Origin of the sequence: Cohnella sp. GbtcB17, assembly GCF_019091135.1 — a bacterium.
GTDB lineage: Bacteria > Bacillota > Bacilli > Paenibacillales > Paenibacillaceae > Cohnella.
Genome location: NZ_JAGXJW010000002.1, coordinates 162,297 through 181,091, shown reverse-complemented (window position 1 = coordinate 181,091; position 18,795 = coordinate 162,297). Strand labels below are relative to the sequence as shown.

At 60.8% G+C, this 18,795-nt stretch carries 8 protein-coding genes; 6 read left to right on the top strand and 2 right to left on the bottom strand.

From position 1 onward, the window contains the following. The first annotated feature begins 132 nt into the window (after positions 1–132). Complete coding sequence (locus tag KVT38_RS01460) at positions 133–5,109, top strand: S-layer homology domain-containing protein (protein ID WP_217591902.1); 4,977 nt, start codon at positions 133–135, stop codon at positions 5,107–5,109. Between the two features lie 358 nt (positions 5,110–5,467). Continuing rightward, positions 5,468–8,059, top strand: coding sequence for a GH39 family glycosyl hydrolase (locus tag KVT38_RS01455; RefSeq protein WP_217591901.1), 2,592 nt, complete (start codon positions 5,468–5,470; stop codon positions 8,057–8,059). Between the two features lie 824 nt (positions 8,060–8,883). On the opposite strand, the gene KVT38_RS01450 is transcribed toward KVT38_RS01455, so the two are convergent. Next, the gene (locus KVT38_RS01450) at positions 8,884–9,762 is read right to left on the bottom strand and encodes a carbohydrate ABC transporter permease (protein ID WP_217591900.1); all 879 of its coding nucleotides are present in this window, start codon (positions 9,760–9,762) and stop codon (positions 8,884–8,886) included. Positions 9,763–9,783: 21 nt separating this feature from the next. Beyond that, on the bottom strand, positions 9,784–10,641 hold the full coding sequence (locus tag KVT38_RS01445; RefSeq protein WP_217591970.1) for an ABC transporter permease: 858 nt from the start codon (positions 10,639–10,641) through the stop codon (positions 9,784–9,786). Positions 10,642–10,983: 342 nt separating this feature from the next. Here KVT38_RS01445 and KVT38_RS01440 point away from each other — a divergent pair, with 342 nt between their 5' ends. From KVT38_RS01440 to KVT38_RS01425, 4 genes are all read left to right on the top strand, one after another. Further along, positions 10,984–12,708 carry an extracellular solute-binding protein gene (locus tag KVT38_RS01440; protein ID WP_217591899.1) on the top strand — a complete coding sequence of 575 codons (1,725 nt, stop codon included), beginning with the start codon at positions 10,984–10,986 and terminating at the stop codon, positions 12,706–12,708. A gap of 102 nt (positions 12,709–12,810) precedes the next feature. Further along, positions 12,811–14,529, top strand: a complete 1,719-nt coding sequence (locus KVT38_RS01435; protein ID WP_217591898.1) for a sensor histidine kinase — start codon at positions 12,811–12,813, stop codon at positions 14,527–14,529. 7 nt (positions 14,530–14,536) lie between these two features. After that, positions 14,537–16,189 (top strand): response regulator, encoded by a 1,653-nt coding sequence (locus KVT38_RS01430; protein ID WP_217591897.1) that lies wholly within the window; start codon positions 14,537–14,539, stop codon positions 16,187–16,189. Positions 16,190–16,243: 54 nt separating this feature from the next. Beyond that, positions 16,244–18,760 (top strand): glycoside hydrolase family 2 protein, encoded by a 2,517-nt coding sequence (locus KVT38_RS01425; protein ID WP_217591896.1) that lies wholly within the window; start codon positions 16,244–16,246, stop codon positions 18,758–18,760. Positions 18,761–18,795: the final 35 nt, after the last annotated feature.

Here is an 18,795-nt window from a genome sequence, read left to right as displayed (position 1 = left end):
GTTAACGGAATGCTGTTTTTATTGATTTTGTTTTCTATCGCCGTTCTCCCGATTTCGTTATGCTTGGGTGGAAATTCGCCCGTTGTCGGCATTCATGCGGGGAAAAACTTCATGGGGAGAGGAAGCACGGCGATGTTGAAACGAAAATTTGTAAGCGCTGTACTCGCTGTAGCGATGGCGCTCGGCTCGGCTTTGGTACCGGCGCCGGGCGTGTCGTCCGCGGAGACGGCAGGGCTGCAGCTCACGTTCGACCTGGGCGCGCAGGGCCAGGCGATATCGAACAAGTTTTACGATCTGACGGTGTGGGATTTGAACGACCACTGGACGGAGGAGGCGGAGAGCCAGCCATCCGGCTTTTTCGCGGAGCGATATCCGTTCATCGACCGCGTCCAGCTGATGACGGCGACAGGCGGCTGCTACGAAGGCTATGCCGGCTGCAGTACGAACCGCGATCTGTTCGTCGATCCCGCGGACCGGTCGAACCTGACGGACTACAAGTTCGACTCGCTGATCGAGGCGGCGGGCAACGTCGTTCGGCAGGGGCTGCGTCCGTATATCGTCACCGGCAACGTGCCGATGAAGTACAGCGCCCATCCTGCGATCGGCGGATTTGGGGTGAACGTCAGCCCTCCGGACGACTACAACGTGTATTACGACTACATCAAAGCGCTCGCGGATGCGCTTGTCGCAGAGTTCGGCATCGATGAGGTGAAAACGTGGGATTGGGGCGTGCTGACGGAGTTCGAGAATCGCGACTGGTTCACCGACGGCGCGGTCGACCCTGCGGGAACGCGCAGCGCCTATTGTAAACTGTACGACTATACGGTGGCTGCGCTGCAGGACGCGATCGGACCGGAAAACCTGACGGTCGGCGCGCACGCGATGGCGGTATCCCCGGGCATCTGGAGCCCGCTGGAGTTCATCGACCACGTCGCCAAAGGCGTCAACGCCAAGACGGGCGCGATCGGGACGCAGATCGACTTTATCAGCGGCTCGTTTTACGACCAACGGCCGGGCGTGCCGGCCCCGTCCTCCAAGACGCTCGCGGATACGATCAACATGCTCCGCCTTCGCGCGCAGGAGAACGGGCTGACGAATTTGAAGTTCGGCATCGACGAGGGGAGAATCCTGCAGGGGCCGGACGGCAAGGATTTGTATTCGCGCGTCGTGGGCCACAGCTTCCAGGCTTCCGCGGACGCCAGACTGTTCAAGCAGATGCACGATTGGGACGCGGATTCCTTTTCGATGTGGGGAATGAACACGGAAGGCATCTGGGGCGGGGTCGATTCCGTCAGCGCCCATGTTGCCAATCTGGCTTACCGCATGGTCGGCGACAAGCGAATCGGCGCGCAAGTGTCCGGGACTCCGGCAGGCGCGGGCAACGAGGTCGAGGGCATCGGCGGGTATGACGGCGCGGACAACAAGGTCGGCCTCATGCTTTACAATTACAACGCCGATATGAATGCGACCTCCGGGGAGACGCCTGCAGTGACGATTCGCAACATCGCGCCGCTGTCCGGCAGCACCGTCACCGTGAAGCAGTGGATCGTCGACGACGAGCATGCGAACTTCTGGCCGACCTGGTGGGCGGATCAGGCCGCCCGGGGGTTAAACGACGCTTCCTACAATGTCTGGTCCAAATATTCCGTCGAGGTGCCGCATGCGCTCGTCGGCCAGGCGGACAAGGATTACTGGTACAGCAGGGAAGGCGTCTATAAAAATCTGGCCGCGTTGACGCCCACGACGACGACGGCCACGGTCAGTGGCGGTACGCTCACGCTGCATCCGACGCTCGGTCATCATGGGGTCGTGTACTACGAGATCGAGAATGCCGTCAGCACAGCCTCGCCGACCGTCGTCACGGACGATTTGAACGATTGGAGCAAGACCGACACGCACAGTCCGGGTCTCGTGTTCGACACGGGCAACGCCGCGCTGCTCGGGGACAGCAGCCGGGTGATGCGCAGCAGATCGTCCTTCCGGCCGGAAGGCGGAGAGACGGTCACCTATCATTATCCCGGCATGATCGGCATGACGGTGACGGGGCTGTTCGCCACGAACGGCGAGCGTATCAGCGACTTTAAGCTGTACACGTCGCCGGACGGTACGACATGGAGCCGGCAGCTCGGCTGGAGCAGCCGCGATTCGGCGATCAACGACGGGTTATGGACGAAGCGCGAGTATGCGCTCAGCGCGGTCCCGGCCGGGACGAACTATGTGAAAATCGAATACCCGCCGGAGCAGGCCTTTTTCTATAATCCGCAGCTGTCCAAGGTGGAGCTTGTCTACTCGGCATGCGCCTGCGACAACGGGCTCGCGTATGTCGACGAGCTGGACGATTGGTCGCTCGCGGACAGCCATAGCGAAGGGCTCCAATTCGATACGGGCAACGGCTCGCTGCTGGGCGACGGCAGCAGAGTCATGCGGTCGACCGCCGACCCGGCCAACGCCGATTACGTCGTTTACCGGTTCGACGAGATGGCGAGCGCTCAAGTGACCGGGTTGTTCGCCTCGAACGACGAAGCGATCCGCGACTTCAAGTTTTATACGTCGAAGGACGGAGCCGACTGGACGGCGCACACGGCGTTCGAGCATGACGACACGCCGATTGCGAGCCTGCTCTGGACGAGCCGGACGTATTCGCTGACAGGCATGCCGGCGGGAACCGGCTTTTTAAAAGTCGAATTCCCGCTGGGCGGGAACAACTTCTGGAATCCGCAGCTTAGCCGGGTGGCCGTGCAAGCGGCGCCGCCGGCGCCGGTTAACGTAACCGCGAGCGCGGACGGTATGACGGCCGTTCGGCTGAGCTGGGCAACGTCGCCGGGCGCCGGCGGCTATCAGGTGTACAGGGCTAACGGCGCAGACGGTCCGTATGCCAAGATCAACGAAGCTCCTGTTACGGCGACCGTGTATCAGGATACCGGGCTTGATGCGGGAACGACTTATTATTACAAAATTGCATCCGTGGGCAGCACGGGAGAATCTGCGCCTTCGGCAGCGGTAAGCGCGACGACCGCCAGTACGGCAACGGTGACGCATGTAGACGAGCTCGACGACTGGAGCGTCGCATTCGCGCATACCGACGGCGTGGAGTTCGATACAGGCAACGGCGGCGTGCTCGGCGATTCGAGCCGACTCATGCGTTCTCAGACTCGGGAGGAGCCCGAGCAGTTCGTCGTCTACCAATTCGCGGGCATGTCCAAGGCCGTGATCAACGGATTATTCGCTTCCAATCAGGAGCAAATTTACGATTTTGCGTTTTCTACGTCGTCTGACGGAGAGACATGGACGCCGTACGAAGACGCCGCCGTGCTCGATTCGCCGATTACGAGCGTGTTGTGGACCAATCGCCAATATACGCTTGGGGAGTTGCCGCAAGGCACCGTTTATTTGAAAATCGCGTATCCGGAAGACGGCACTTTGTTCTGGAATCCGCAGCTCGGCCGGGTCGAGATTCAGGTGACCGAATACGGAGCGCCGCCGGTGCCGACGGGCGTGACGGTCGGCCAGAACGGAACGTCGGAGCTGAACGTGAGCTGGACGGCATCCGCCGGGGCGACCGGGTACAACGTATACCGTGCAGCTGAATTGGCCGGTCCGTTCGAGCGGATCAACGCCGTATCGGTCGCGGAGGCGGTCTATGCCGATAACGGTCTGTCGGCGGGCACGACCTATTACTACAAGGTGTCCGCGCTGGGTGCCGGCGGCGAATCCGGGCTGTCGGCTGCGGCTTCAGGCACGACGGCGTCGGCGGAGGAGCCGGGTGGGGGCGATCCGAGCCCGAGCCCGAGTCCGAGTCCGAGTCCGTGCCCGAGTCCGAGCCCAAGCCCAAGCCCAAGTCCAAGCCCAAGTCCCGACCCGACACCAAATCCGGGAGCTGGCGGCCAGTCGTCTAACGGAGGCGGTACCTCCGTGACGGTCGGCGGCGGCAGGCTGACGGCGGTGACGCGAGCGGACGATAAAGGCGCAGCCGTGTTCAAGCTGTCCGAAGCGGACGTTCGCCAAGCAGCCGAATCGGCCAAGGCGGATGCCGGTACGCTGACCATCGACGCGAAGGTCGACGGGGAATCCACGCCTACGCAGATTCGCCTCGAGCTTCCGATTCGGGCATTGCGGGGCGAGTCCGGCTCCGGCGGCGTCAAGACACTGAAAATTCAATCCGGACCGGGCGTCGTAACCTTGGCGCTCGACAAGGCACCGGGCTTGCTCGGCGAACCGTCGGCCTCGGGGCTGCTGACACTGACTTTAAAGCGGGTGAACGCCTCGACGCTGCCCGAAGGGACGAAGGAAAAGCTTGGCGACAGTCCGGTGTATGATTTTGAGCTGACTGCGAACGGCAGCGCGGTCACCTCCTGGCAGCCTGCGGGTGCGGTTGCCGTATCGCTGGACTACAGCCTGGCGCAAGGGGCTCGGCCCGAGCAGGTGGTCGTCTGGCACTTGTCTGAAAACGGGGAGCCGCAGGCCGTGACGAATGCCCGATTCGATCCGGTGACAGGGCAAATCACGTTCCGGCCGGGACATTTCAGCCGCTTCGCCGTTGCTTACGCGGACGTCGGCTTCGCCGATCTAAAGGCGGCGTCTTGGGCGGAGACCTATATCCGCGCGCTGGCAGCGAAGGAGATCGTGCAAGGCACCGGCGACGGCAGCTTCCAGCCGAATCGAACGGTCACGCGCGCAGAATTCGTGCAGATGCTGATGAAAGGGCTTGGCCTGATCGACGGCAGCGCCGAGAGCACGCTGAGCGACGTGAAGGAGGGCGCCTGGTATTACGCGGCGGCGGCCAGCGCACAGACGCTGGGTATCGTGCAGGGCCGCAGCGGCGGCACGTTCGATGCGTCCACGCCGATCACGCGCGAGGAGATGGCGGTCTTCGCCTACCGGGCGGCGCTGAAGGCGGGGGCGCATGCATCAACGGATGGCGCCGCTGCGCAGACCGGTTCGTTTGCCGATCAGGCGTCGATCTCGCCCTTCGCCGTACAAGCGATCGCCGCCATGCGGCAAGCGGGCGTCGTCGACGGGATGAGCGACGGCAGCTTCCAGCCGAAGGCGACCGCGACCCGCGCCGAATCCGCAGCGATCGTTCAGAGACTGCTGTTCCTGCCGCAATAAGATTGCTGAAGATGCCGTGCCCGCAAGCGCGGCATCTTTATTTCTTCATTAATAAGGAAGGCGGGCCCTGATTTAACGCCCCCGGACTGTGTGGGCTTAGCGGAACTCGTTTCCGCTAAGCCGGACTGGCCAGCGAGTTTGCGAAGCGATAGCGGAACTGATTTCCTTTAATGCGGTGTGGCAAGGGGGAGAGGGTCTCGATAGCGGAACTCTTTTCCGCTAAGCCGGGCCGACCAGCGGGTTTGCGAAGCGATAGCGGAACTTATTTCCTTTAATGTAGCTAGTCGCCGTCCAACCTTCGTTACCCTGCCCCATGAGTCGATCTTCACCAACATCTTTTTAAACGAGGAGCGCTGTCATGAAAATTCGGATAAACGCTTTGTTCAGCTGCCTGGTCGCCGCCTCCGTCACGGTCGGCGCCGTTTCGCTTCCTGCTACTGTGGACGCAGCTTACCAAATCACGGTGGACCCGTCGGTGCAAGGCGATACGCTGCTCGACACCTTTAATACGCTGAACAGCTGGTTTTACAAAAGCGACTGGACTTCCGCCGCGTCCGGCCAGCCCAACGGCTATTTTGCAGACAACTATCCTTTCGTTCAATACGTGCGTCTGTTCTCCGCGACGGGCGGCTGCTACGCCGGGTACGCAAGCTGCAACGATCGGGATCTGTTCGTCGATCCGGCCAATGCGGCGACGATGACCGACTACAAGTTCGACGACTTGAAGGCGGCGATCCAGAACGTGCTGAACAAGGGGTTGAAGCCTTACATCGTCACCGGCAACGTGCCGCTCAAGTATTCGACATCGCCGAATATCGGCGGCTTTAACGTCAACACGAGGCCGCCGGCCGACTATACGGTCTACTATAACTACATCAAGGCGCTGGCGAATTCGCTGGTCTCGCAATTTGGCGTGCAGGAGATGAAGTCGTGGCGCTGGGGCGTGCTGTCGGAGTTCGAGAATTCCGACTGGTTCTGGGACGGGAGCGGCTCGCCGAATGCGGCGGCTTCCCGCACGGCGTACTTCAAGCTGTACGACTACACGGTCGCCGCGTTACAGGATGCGGTCGGGGCCGGCAATCTGGTCGTCGGCGCGCACGCGATGGCCGTGACGCCGGGCTTGTGGGATCCCCGGGACCTGATCGATCACTGTGCCACCGGTACCAACTACAAGACCGGAGGCACCGGTACTCAGATCAATTTTATTACCGCATCCTATTACGATCAGTCGCCCGGCAATTACACCGCGAACACGCTGCCGGCCGTCATCGCAAGCTTGCGCGACCGCGCCATAACGCAAGGCTTGACGAATCTGCAGGTCGGCGTGGACGAAGGTTGGTTTCTGACGGACAACGGCGGCAAGGATCTGTATTCGCGGTCGACGGGAACGGGGTATCAAGGCGCATATTTGGCCAAAAAAATCAAAGAGACCGTCGACAACGGCATCGACTGGTTTTCGGTATGGGCGCTGAATGCGAACGGCGTATGGGGAGGAGCGAGCGTACCCACCATTTCGACCAACGTCATCTCGCTTGCCCACAAGCTGGCCGGCGACCGGAGAGCTGGTCTCTCCATCGGCGGCAGCGCGACGAACGCCGGCAACTACATTGACGGGTATGCCGGCTACAACGACGCGACCAAGACGCTGCGCATCTTTTTGCACAACTATAATCCAAATCCGGCGGCAACGAGCGGAGAGACGTTCACGCTGGGCATCAACCAGATCGCGCCCGTCGCGGGCAGTACCGTCAACGTGCGGAGCTGGACCGTGGACGACACGCATGCGAACTATTGGCCGCAGTGGTGGAGCGACAAAGGCTCGACGCTGTCGTCTGCCGACTACGGCGGATGGTCGCCGCAGACGGTCGAGGCTTCGGCGACGCTGACGAATGCGGCCGCGAGAACGTACTGGAACAGCAGGCTCGGCGCCTATCAGACGCTGGCGGCATTGACCGCTTCTTCGACCTCGGCCGTCACCGTCGCAGGCAATGCCATCTCGCTGTCGCCTGCGCTGAACCGGCATGGCGTCGTCATGTATGAGATTACGAACGTCACGAGTCTCTCCAACATCGTCACGGCGACGGACGAAGTCAACGATTATACGAAAATGGATAGCCATAGCGCGGGCCTGTTTTTCGACAGCTTAAACGTCTCCGCGCTTGGAGATACGAGGCGGCTGGCGCGGACGGGAACGGGGACGACGCCGGAGTATGTCGTCTATCGGTACGACAATGCCAAGGGCGTGGCGCTGACGGGATTGTTCGATACGTCATCGGAGCCGATCAGCAACTTCAAGGTGTATTCGTCGCCTAGCGGGGCCGCGGGAACGTGGACGCTGCAAAGCGGATATACGACGGCCGACACGCCGATCAACGGTAATCTGTGGACGAAGCGGGACTACAATTGGGCTTCGCTGCCCGCGGGCACCAACTATATCAAGATTGAATTTCCGACGGGCGGCACGTTGAACTGGAATCCGCAGCTCAGCCGCGTATCGGTGAGGTATACGCCGACGGCGGACACCGACCATCTGAACAACTGGAGCAAAGCGGCCACCCACAGCGCGGGACTCGCGTTCGATACGTCCAATGCCACAGCGCTTGGCGATGCCAGCCGGGCGATGCGGACCTCCGCGAGCGCCGGTCCGGCCGAATACGTCACATACCACCGCAGCCACGTGAACGAGGTGCAGGCCGTCGGCCTGTTCGCCACCGACCAGGAAACGATTCGCGACTTCAGCTTCTACGCATCGCGGGACGGCCAGGTCTGGCTGCCCGTTCGAGCCGACTACGCCGACGCGCCCATCAATGGCGGCCTATGGACAAAACGGACGTATCGGCTGCCGCCCGAGCGAATCCCGTCCGGCACGAACTACGTCAAGGTCGAATACCCAGTCGGCGGGTCGCTGAGCTGGAATCCGCAGCTGAGCCAGGTCACGATTACGCAGTAGCTTAAGGTGAAAGGCCCCCTGCCTCTGGCCAGCGTCGATGACGCAGGTCGGGAGCAGGGGGCTGAATGCGTTTTGTGAGGTTTGACTGCCAAAGTATGCACGTAGAGCGATACTTGGACTGGCCCGTGAGGTTTGGCTCCTAAAGTATGCACGTTGATCGACACTTGAGCTGGTTCGCGGGACTACTCGCCCAAAGTGTGCACGTAGATCGATACTTGGTCGAGCTCACAGGGCTAGTCTCCTCACAGTATCCACGTAGATCGACACTTGAGCGGGTTCGCGGGGTTAGACGCCCAAAGTATGCACGTAGATCGACACTTGAGCTGGTACGCGGGGTTAGACGCCCAAAGTATGCACGTAGATCGGCACTTGAGCTGGTACGCGGGGTTAGACGCCCAAAGTATGCACGTAGATCGACACACAAGCTGGTTAGCGGGGGTGGATGGCCAAAGTCTGCACGTAGATCGATACTTGGGGTGGGCTCGGGAGGCCAGACGGCTAAAGTGTGCACGTAGATCGACACACATGCATGTAGGCGAGGCCAGCCTCCCTGACCGCCCGAGATAAGCGCATTCGGGCACTATCTCGCCCGATCCACCCCGTGCATCGCCTGCGATAAGCGCATTTGGTCACTATCTCGCCCGATCCACCCCGTGCATCGCCTGCGATAAGCGCATTTGGGCACTAACGCGCCCCGACTTGCCCATGCATCGCCCGAGATAAGCGCATTTGGTCACTATCTCGCCCGATCCACCCCGTGCATCGCCCGAGATAAGCGCATTCGGGCACTAACGCGCCTCGACTTGCCCTCACGCCCCTTCTCCCTACTCCTTCACCGCCCCCAGCACCATCCCTTTCACGAAATACTTTTGCAGGAACGGATAGACCAGCAGGATCGGGATCGCGCCGATGAAGATTTGCGAGGCTTTGACGGTTTCGTTGGAGATGAGCTTGACGTCCTCCGGCCGCATATTGATCTTGCTGAAGTCCTCGGTGACGACGATCGTCTGCAGCAGCGTGCTGAGCGGCCATTTTTGCGCGTTGGTGAGGTAGATCATGCCGTCGAACCACGAGTTCCAGTGGGCTACCATCGTGAAGAGCGAGAGCGTCGCCAGCGAGGGCATCGAGACCGGCAGGTAAATGTACCAAAGCGTCTTGATATGGTTGGCGCCGTCGATGAGGGCCGCTTCCTCCAGCTCCCGGGGCACCGTCTTGAAAAAGTTGAGCAGCAGCACCATGTTCCACGCCGATACCGCGCCGGGCAGCACGAGCGCCCAGATGGAGTTCATGAGATGCAATTTCTGAATGACCATATAAGTCGGGATGAGGCCGCCGTTGAACAGCATCGTAAAAACAAAAAACCAGGTGTACATCGTCCGGCCGCGGAACCGCGCGTTCATCTTGGACAGCGGGTAGGCGGTCAGGACGGTGACGGCCATGCCGATCACGGTGCCCAGCAGCACCCGCTCGATCGAGACGACGATCGACTTCAGGAAGTTCGGATTCGAGAACGTCTGCTTGTACGCATCCGTATTGAAGCCGATCGGCCACAGGCCGACCGCCTGCGCGTTGGCGGGCTCCTTGGCGCTGAACGAGACCGCAAGGATATGGATAAGCGGCAGCACGCAGGCGATGGAGGTGACAAGCAGAAATGCGAAGTTGCAAATATAGAAAAGGCGATATTTTCTGGATTTATAATACATCGTCGCTCGGCCCCTCTTGGTTTAAAATATGCGGTAGTTGGCGAATTTGAAGGCCATCCGGTACGCGACCACGATGAGCACGAAGCTGATCAACGCCTTGAACATGCCGACGGCTGCGCCGAAGCTGAACTGCGTCTGAAGCAGGCCGACCCGGTAGGCGAACGTATCGATGATGTCGCCTTTATCGTAGACGAGGGCGTTATACAGGTTAAAAATCTGATCGAAGCCGGCGTTCAAAATGCTGCCAAGCGAGAGCGTGCCCAGTACGATCACGATCGGGGTCACGGCGGGAATCGTCACGTTCAGCGTCTGCTGCCAGCGTCCGGCGCCGTCCATCTCTGCCGCTTCGTACAAGGACGGATTGACCGCCGTCAGCGCGGCCAGGAACAAGATTGTGCCGAAGCCGAATTCCTTCCAGATGTCGCTGACGACGACCGTAAACCGGAACCAGTCGCCGTCCGCTAGAAACGGCACCGGTTCAATCCCGAATAACGCGGACAGCAGCTGGTTGACGGGACCGCTGTTGCCGAGCAGGTTGATCAGAATGCCGCCCAGAATGACCCACGACATGAAGTGGGGCAAATAGACGAGCGTCTGCACGAGCCGCTTAAAAAACATATGGCGCAGCTCGTTCAGCAGCAGCGCGAACACGAACGGCACGAGCAGGCCGAACACGATCTTGAGGCAGGCGATTGCGAAGGTGTTGCGGATGACCTGCACGCTGTCCTCTCTGGACAGCATCAGGCGGAAATGGTCGAGCCCGACCCAGGGCGAATGAACGAATCCAAGCCAGGGCTTGAAATCTTGAAAGGCGATGACCAGGCCGAGCATCGGCAAATAAAGAAAGACGACGGCGAGCACGATTCCGGGCACGAGCATCGCGTGGAGCTGCCACGTCTGCCGGGAATCCAAAATGGATTTAATAAAATTCAATGGACGTTCCTCCTGCGCGGATAGATTGCAACAGCTCAATTTCGGGCGGAATTTTCGGTTCGGGCGAAGCGCGGGCGGCGGTCTGCAAGCGGCATAAATTTATTGTAAAAGAGACTTTTCGAGCCTGATACGCCAATCTCTCAACAAAAAAAGCACTCTCTCAACTTTGTGCGGCGGCCACCCGTTCATGTTGACGAATTGCTATTTTTCTTGATTTTGTTTTCTATTTTCGCCGAAGTTTTTCCGATATGCTGAGTTTGCAAAATCAAATACACGGGAGGTCCACACATGAACGTACGCAACAAACGGATCGCGGCGACGCTGGCGCCGGCGCTTCTGGTATCGCTGCTGGCCGCGTGCTCCGGCAATTCGGGCAACAACGCCGGCAGCGCCTCGTCGCCGGCCGCATCGACGTCGAGCTCCGCTACGGCAAGCGCAGGCGAATCCGCGCCTGCCAAGGAGACCGCGCCTTTCCAGAACGGCAAATACGATCCGCCGATCTCGATCAATACGGTCATTCCGATCACCGACGACATCCAGTATTTCAACGGCGAGACCGCGGAAAAAAATATTTTGTTCGACAAGGTGAAGGCGAATCTGGGGCTCGACATCAAGGTGCTATGGACGGCGCCGACGAAAAACGAAGGCTTCAAGACGAAAATGCTGCTGTCGCTGTCGTCCGGGGAGAAGCTGCCCGACGTCATCAACACGATGGGCGACACCGATCTGACCAACCAGCTGATCGATTCGGGCAAGTTCATGGATCTGACGGACGCGATCGCGCAGTACGCCACCGACGACGTCAAGCGCGTGTACGATGCCAATCCGGACCTGTTCTACTCCGTCACCCGCAACGGCCGCATCATGGCGCTGCCGATTCCGTCTTTCGGCCCGAACGGCTCGCCGGTTATGTACGTCCGCCAGGACTGGCTGGACAAGCTTGGACTCAAGGCGCCGACGACGATCGACGAGCTGGAGAAGGTGCTGGACGCTTTCACGAACCAGGACCCGGACGGCAACGGTAAGAAGGACACGGTCGGGCTGGCGCTGCAGCTGAAGAACCTGTCGGGCGACATCTTTGCCGACACCACCGCACTGTTCGGCGCGTTCGGCGCCATTCCGAACAACTGGAGACCGGCCGCTGACGGACAATCGCTCGTTTACGATCCGGTGCAGCCCGAGATGAAAAACGCGATCGCCGAGCTGCGCGACTGGATGGCCAAGGGCTACATTTCCAAGGACGCGCCTCAACAGGACGGGGCTACGGCGACGGGGCTGTTCACCTCCGGCAAGGCGGGCGTCGTTTTCGGACCGAACTGGTTCCCTTATTTCCCGCTGCCCGACCTGGAGAAGAACATCAAGGGCGCGACGTACAAGGTTTATCCGGTGCCGACCGGTCCTGACGGCCAGGCCGGCAGGCGCGCGTTCCCGCTGATCGGGGCAACGATTTTGATCAATAAAAATTACGAGCATCCCGACGCCGTGTTCAAGTACGCCCAGGCCATGTACGAGTTCGGCCGAGACAGCGGCATCTGGGACGTGACGCGGAAAAGCTTGATCGACCAAGGCTACGCGGCGCAAGGAAGCTCCTTCCAGATCGTGAAGTACGGCTTCATGCCCAACTATTTCGTCGACCCGTGGGAGCAGATCGACGGTTATCTCGACTATCTGGTGCAGGGCAAGCCGGGCCGGACGGAGAGCGAACAGGAGAGCTTCGACTCCTGCAAGAACAATCCGCTCTGCATCAACGGCCAGATCGAGTCGATGAAGGCGTGGAAAACGCAGCAGGACGCCGACACGATCAACGCCTTCGTCGGTCCGACGACCGATACCCAGAAGACGCAGGGCGACTTCCTCGGCAAGCTGGAATACGAGACGATCGTCAAGATCATTTTCGGCACAAGCCCGCTGGAGGAGTTCGATTCGTTCGTCGCGAAGTGGAAGTCCGGCGGCGGGGACAAGATCACGCAGGAAGTGAACGACTGGTACACGAAGAACGTGCTTAAAAAATAACGGGGCGGGCAAGCGGAGGCGGAAGAGATCGTCCGTCTCTCTTGTCCGTTTTTCCGGCACCACCCATAATAGAAAGCAAAAGCGCGGATGAGGCGATCCTCCATGGTCAAAATGAACAGCTTCGCGAAAGTAAACATCTTGATTCTCATTTTGCTGGTGCCGCTGCTGACCATGTATATGATCTCCAACCGAACGAGCGTCTCCGTACTGGAGCGGCATATCCGCGAATCCCAGTTGGACCGGATGACCTACTTGTACAGGCAGTTGGACAACAACGTCAATCAGCTGTCGATGATGGCCAACATGCTGCTGCGCGACCCGACCGTGAGGGAATTCCGGGACATGGAGCTGTACGAGAACGACATGAACTACAACGCGCTGAAAACGGTGCAGACGATCAGTCAGAAGTTAATGCTGCAAAGCGTTGCGAATGCGTTTACCAACTCGGTCGTCATCTACGCGCCGAAGATCGGCAAGGCGGTCGGTCAGTCGTCTCTCGTCTACTACGATGCGGGAGACATCGCGCAGCGGGCCGTGCCGGATTGGCGGTACGACGCGGCGCGGGACCGGTTCGTCCTGTACGCCTTCGATCCGATCAGCGAGCAGGGGCTTGCGGAGAACGCCCGGCTGATCGTCGAGGTCGGCTTCACGGCGGACAATATCGTCAAGCTGCTCGATAACAACGACCGAGCGCAGAGCGGGGGCGGGACGTTCCTGCTCGATCCCGCGAGGATGACGTCGATCGTGCCTGTCGGCTCGGCATCCATAGCCGATCGGCTGAAGGCCGAGCTGGGCGGCCGGACGATTGAGAGCCGGGGCTACGATACGATCGAGATCGATCATGTCGGCTATTTCGTCAACTACATGCAGTCGGAGGAGCTCGGCTGGTACCTGGTCGATTATGTGCCGGTGCAGGATATTTTGACCCCGATTACCGAGTCGCGGCGCTACTTTATATTGTTCGCTTCCGTCCTGCTTGTCGTGAGCCTGCTCATCTCCTACGTGCTGTACCAGAACATCCGCAGACCGATCAAGGCGCTCATCCGCGGCGTGCAGCAGTTGAAGAAGGGCAATTATGCCGCGCGCATACCGGTTAAGAAGGACAATGAGTTCACCTTCCTGTTCCACAAATTCAACGACATGGCCGAGGAGATCGACCTGCTCGTAGGAAAAGTTTACGCCGAGCAGCTCCGCTCGCGCGAAGCGACGCTCAAACAGCTGCAATCGCAGATCAATTCGCATTTTCTGTACAACTGCCTGGCCTTTATGAAGAGCATGGCCGTGCTGGAGGAGAAGGAAGCGATCATCGCCATGTCCGTCAGCCTCAGCAAATATTACCGCTATACGACGCGCAACGAGCATCAGCTCGTCGCCGTGCGGGAAGAGATGGCGCTGGTCGACAACTACTTGCGCATCCAAGGGCTGCAGATGAAGCGGCTGCGCGTATCGATCGAGCTGCCGGATGCGCTGCTGGACAAGCAGATCCCGCGCCTGCTCATCCAGCCGGTCGTCGAGAACGCGATCGTACACGGCATCGAGCCGCGCGCGGAGGCGGGTTCGATCGTGATCCGTGGCAGCTCGGCGAACGGGGAGCACACGATTGTCGTCGAAGACGACGGGCCGGGAATGACGGAGGAAGCGCGCGGCGCTTTGTCCCGCAAGATCAACCTGCCGCTCACGGACGAGATCGGCTGCGGCTTGTGGAACGTGCATCAGCGGCTTCGCTATCAGTTCGGCGACCGGTCCGGCTTGCGGTTCGAAGCCTCCGCGGCAGGCGGCCTGACGACCATTCTGCATTGGCATGACAGCATAGAGGAGTGAAGCGGGCATGTTCCAGGTTCTGCTGGTCGACGATCACGCGCATTTGGTAGACAGTCTGGTCAAGTCCATCCCGTGGGAATCGCTCGGGATCAGTCAGGTTCATACGGCCTACTCGGGGCCGGCTGCGCTCGAGGTGCTGGAGACGTATCCGGTCGACATCCTCGTGACGGACATCCGGATGCCGGGCCTGTCCGGGCTCGAGCTGATCCGTCGCGTCATGCAGGCGCGCAAGCGGATCAAGTGCATCGTGATGAGCGGCTACGCCGACTTCGAATACGCCCGGCAGGCGCTGCAGTTCGACACCGTCGACTATATTCTGAAGCCGGCGGAGGACGAGGAGATCGTCGCGAGCCTGCGCAAGGCGACGGAATTGATTCACCGGGAATGGGAGGAGATCAGCTCCCGTCAGCGAGCGTTGACCGCGCTGAGAGAGAACTTCCCCAAGCTGAGGGACGGACTGCTGGGCGAGCTGCTGACAGGCGGCGCGATGTCCAAGGCGGCGCTGGCGCAACGGCTCGGCTCGCTGGAGCTTGCGTTCGCGGCCGAGGACGAGGTGCGGCTCGTGCTGCTGCGTCCGGACGAAGCTTTTTTCGCCTACAGCCGTCACGACCTGGGTTTGATGGAGTATGCGATCGGCAACATCGCCGAAGAAATTTTCCGCGACGGCTACGAGGTGTGGTTTTGCAAGGATACGCACGGCTATTTGGTTTTTCTGGTCAAGGAAAAGAAATCGCCTGGCAGCGAAGCGGACGCCCAGGCTTCCGAGCCGCCTCGGCGGCAGCGCGCGCTCGAGCGCGAGGCGAGCGAGATTCAGAGCGGCGTCAAAGCTTATCTGCGGGGCACGGTGTCCGTGCTGATCAGCGGCAGGGGGACCTTCCCGCGCGACGTGCCGGCGCTGTATCAGGCGTCGCTCGCCATGATCCGCCAGCGGTTCGGGCAGGAGGGCGAGTTCCTCATCTCGGCGGAGGCGTTCGGCGAGGCGCCGCCGGTCGACGGCTTGACCGGCCTGCACGATACGCCGACGCTCGTCCAGCTGCTGGAGGCCGGCCGCTGGGAGATGCTCGCGGACAAGCTGGAGGCCGTCTTTTTATCGATCGGACGGCTGGACCGCTCTTTTTCCCAGGAGCACATCATGGAAGTCGTCTTTGCCCTGGGCAGCGCCTTGATCTCGATCTGCCACAAGAACGGCAAGCGGCTCGAGGACGTCATCGGCGAATCGTTCGGCGCGCTGCTGCAGCCGGCGCTGCTGCGCAGCGTCGAGCAGCTGCGGGAGTGGTCGGCGCGCGCCATCGATCTGGTGCGGACAGACGACATTGCGGGCAAGCAGGGCGAGACGGCGGCCTACTTCGTCAGACGGGCGCAGGAGTACGTCGAACAGAATCTGGCGGGGGACACCTCGCTGCAGGCGGTGGCGGACTACGTCTGCCTGCATCCCGTCTACCTGTCCCGACTGTACAAGTCCGAGACGGGCGAGGGACTGAGCGGTTACGTGCTGCGGCTGAAGATGGAAAAGGCGGAGAAACTGCTGGCCGAAGGCAACAAGAAGGTGCACGAGATCGCCGAGCTGCTCGGCTACGACAATCCGCCTTACTTTATCAAGGTGTTCAAGAAGCATGCCGGCTGGACGCCGAAGGAGTATCGCGAACAGCTTCATCGCTGAAGACGGTTCCGCATGCGCCCGGCGCCACGCCGAATACAGGCAAGGGAGCCGCACATGAACGAACGCATCGATTTGAACGATAACTGGATAGTAACGGGAATCAGGCCGGACGGACAGCCGGTCGGCCCCTTTGAAGGGACGGTGCCCGGGCATGTCCATACGGATCTGCTGAGGCACGGACTGATCAAGGACCCGATGTGGCGCGACCAGGCGCTCGAATGCCAATGGGTGGAAGCTTGCGAATGGGTCTATGAAACGGAATTCGAATGGCCGTCCGGCCGGGACCGCGCGTCCGCGCAGCTTTGCTTCGAAGGCCTGGATACGATCGCGGCCGTCTATTTGAACGACAGCCTGGTCGGCGAGGCGGACAACATGTTTATCCCCCATGCCTTTGCCGTCGAACATGCGCTGCAGCCCGGGGTGAACCGATTGAAGGTTCGGTTTACGCCAATTCCGACTTATCTGGAGGATAAGGACACGGGCAAATACGTATCGCTGTTTTCCCAGGATCGCGTATACGTCCGCCGGATGCAGTGCACGTTCGGCTGGGACTGGGTGCACCGGCTGGTGAGCTACGGGATCTGGCGGCCCGTATATATCGAGGCGAAGCCGGCCGGCCGGATCGCCCATAGCTGGGTGCGCACGCTGGCGATCCAAGAGGAGGCCGCGACGTTGGCCTGGGAAGTGGAAGCGGCGGGGCTGACGCAGGACGGCGCACTCCGCTTGGAGCTCGCAGCGCCTGGCGGAGAATCCGTCTGGTCGCTCGAGACCGAGATTGACCCGTCGCAGCCGGTCGTCAAGGGGGAGCTGACCGTCGAGCAGCCGCAGCTATGGTGGCCGACCGGTTATGGCGAGCCTGCGCTGTATCGGTTCTCCGTCTCGCTATCGTCGAGCGCCGGCGAGGCGCTGGATGCCCGGAGCGACGCGATCGGCATACGTACCGTGGAGGTCGAGCAGATTCCCGACGAACGCGGCAGCTCCTTTACCATCGTCGTGAACGGCGAGCGCATTTTCGCCAAGGGCGGCAACTGGGTTCCGGCGGATCCGTTCCCGTCCGCGGTGACTGCTGAGCGCTACGCGCACCTGCTCCAGCTGCTGGTCGACGGCCATATGAACATGCTGCGCGTGTGGGGAGGCGGCACATACGAGCTGCCTGAATTTTGGCGGACATGCGATCGGCTGGGCATTCTGGTGTCGGTGGACTTCATGATGGCCTGCGCCGAATATCCGGACGACGAGCCCTGGTTCATCGCGGCGATGAAGACGGAGGTCGCCTCGGCGATCAAGCGGCTGCGCAATCATCCGAGCCTCGTCCTCTGGTACGGGGACAACGAGCTGGCGATGAACAACAACGAAGAGGACGACTACTGGGGCAAGCGGGTATGCGCGGAGGTGACGACGCCGCTGTGTGCCGAGCTGGACCCTTCCCGTCCGTTTTTCCCGACATCGCCTATTTACGGACGGCCGTTCAACAGCCAGGATGCGGGAGATTGCCACGTATCGCCCTGGTACGAGGTGGACTTTCTGCTTGGCGACATGCGCGATTACCGGGCACGCATCCGCGAGGGACGCGGCCGGTTTCTGAGCGAATCGGCCATCCCGGGCTCGCCGCCGCTGTCCTCGCTGCTGAAGATGATGACGATGGCGGACGTGGCGGATGAGCAGGCGGACATCTGGGAGTTCAGGACGAAGGACAATCCGTACAACGGGCAGGACGAGCTGACTCACTATCGGCTGCTGGAAAAGACGGCGGCTGCTCTGTTCGGGGAGAGCGCGAATCCGCTTGAGAAGGTCAAGAAGATGGAGTACGTGCAATACGAGTTCGAGCGCATGCAGATCGAGCATTACCGAAGGCGCAAATACGATTCGAGCGGCGTCCTCTTCTGGATGTACAACGACTGCTGGCCCGCCAGCGGCTGGTCGATGGTCGATTACTACGGGTATCCGAAGGCCGGCTATTACGGAGCCAAGCGCGCGTCCAAGCCGGTCATGATCTCGCTGGAGGATCGCGGGGATGAACTCGGCGTATGGGTCGTGAATGATACGCTGACGGAGCGGCGTGGCGTTGTCCGGGTGCGCGCGGCTACGACAGCGGGGGCGTTCGGGGCGTCATGGGAAACGGAAGCCGTCATTCCGGCGAACGAGGCAGCGCTGATTCATACGATCGTGAAGCGGGATTGGGGACTGACGGAAGGTGCGGCCAATGCGGTCGTCCAGGCGATATGGGAGCCGCAGTCGACAGGGAGCGATTCGCCGGGTGATCCGGAAACGCAGGATCAACAAGGCGATCAAGGCGACAGCGCGATCTTCTTCGACGTTCTGCCGAAGGAGCTGGTCTGCCCGCCTGCGAAGCTCGAGGTCGAATGCGTGCGGCACGATGCGACGTCCGGTCGTCTCGTTATCCGAACGGACGTCTATGCCCGCGTGGTCGCCATCGAGAACGAGCTGCTGCTTGCAGACAACTATTTCGATCTGATGCCCGGCGAGACCAAAGAAGTCGCATACCGGACCCAAGCGGGCATCGAATGGAACAGTACGCCGGTCGTCACTTGCTGGAACGACACCCATTAAAGAGGGGCGGCGGAGGTGGCGAAGTTCGCGGCGCA

What these genes read in the sequence shown, in the direction of transcription:
- KVT38_RS01460 (WP_217591902.1), top strand. Translation starts at nt 133, where the DNA reads ATGTTGAAACGAAAATTTGTAAGCGCTGTACTCGCTGTAGCGATGGCG.
- KVT38_RS01455 (WP_217591901.1), top strand. Translation starts at nt 5,468, where the DNA reads ATGAAAATTCGGATAAACGCTTTGTTCAGCTGCCTGGTCGCCGCCTCC.
- KVT38_RS01450 (WP_217591900.1), bottom strand. Translation starts at nt 9,762, where the DNA reads ATGTATTATAAATCCAGAAAATATCGCCTTTTCTATATTTGCAACTTC.
- KVT38_RS01445 (WP_217591970.1), bottom strand. Translation starts at nt 10,641, where the DNA reads ATGCTCGTGCCCGGAATCGTGCTCGCCGTCGTCTTTCTTTATTTGCCG.
- KVT38_RS01440 (WP_217591899.1), top strand. Translation starts at nt 10,984, where the DNA reads ATGAACGTACGCAACAAACGGATCGCGGCGACGCTGGCGCCGGCGCTT.
- KVT38_RS01435 (WP_217591898.1), top strand. Translation starts at nt 12,811, where the DNA reads ATGGTCAAAATGAACAGCTTCGCGAAAGTAAACATCTTGATTCTCATT.
- KVT38_RS01430 (WP_217591897.1), top strand. Translation starts at nt 14,537, where the DNA reads ATGTTCCAGGTTCTGCTGGTCGACGATCACGCGCATTTGGTAGACAGT.
- KVT38_RS01425 (WP_217591896.1), top strand. Translation starts at nt 16,244, where the DNA reads ATGAACGAACGCATCGATTTGAACGATAACTGGATAGTAACGGGAATC.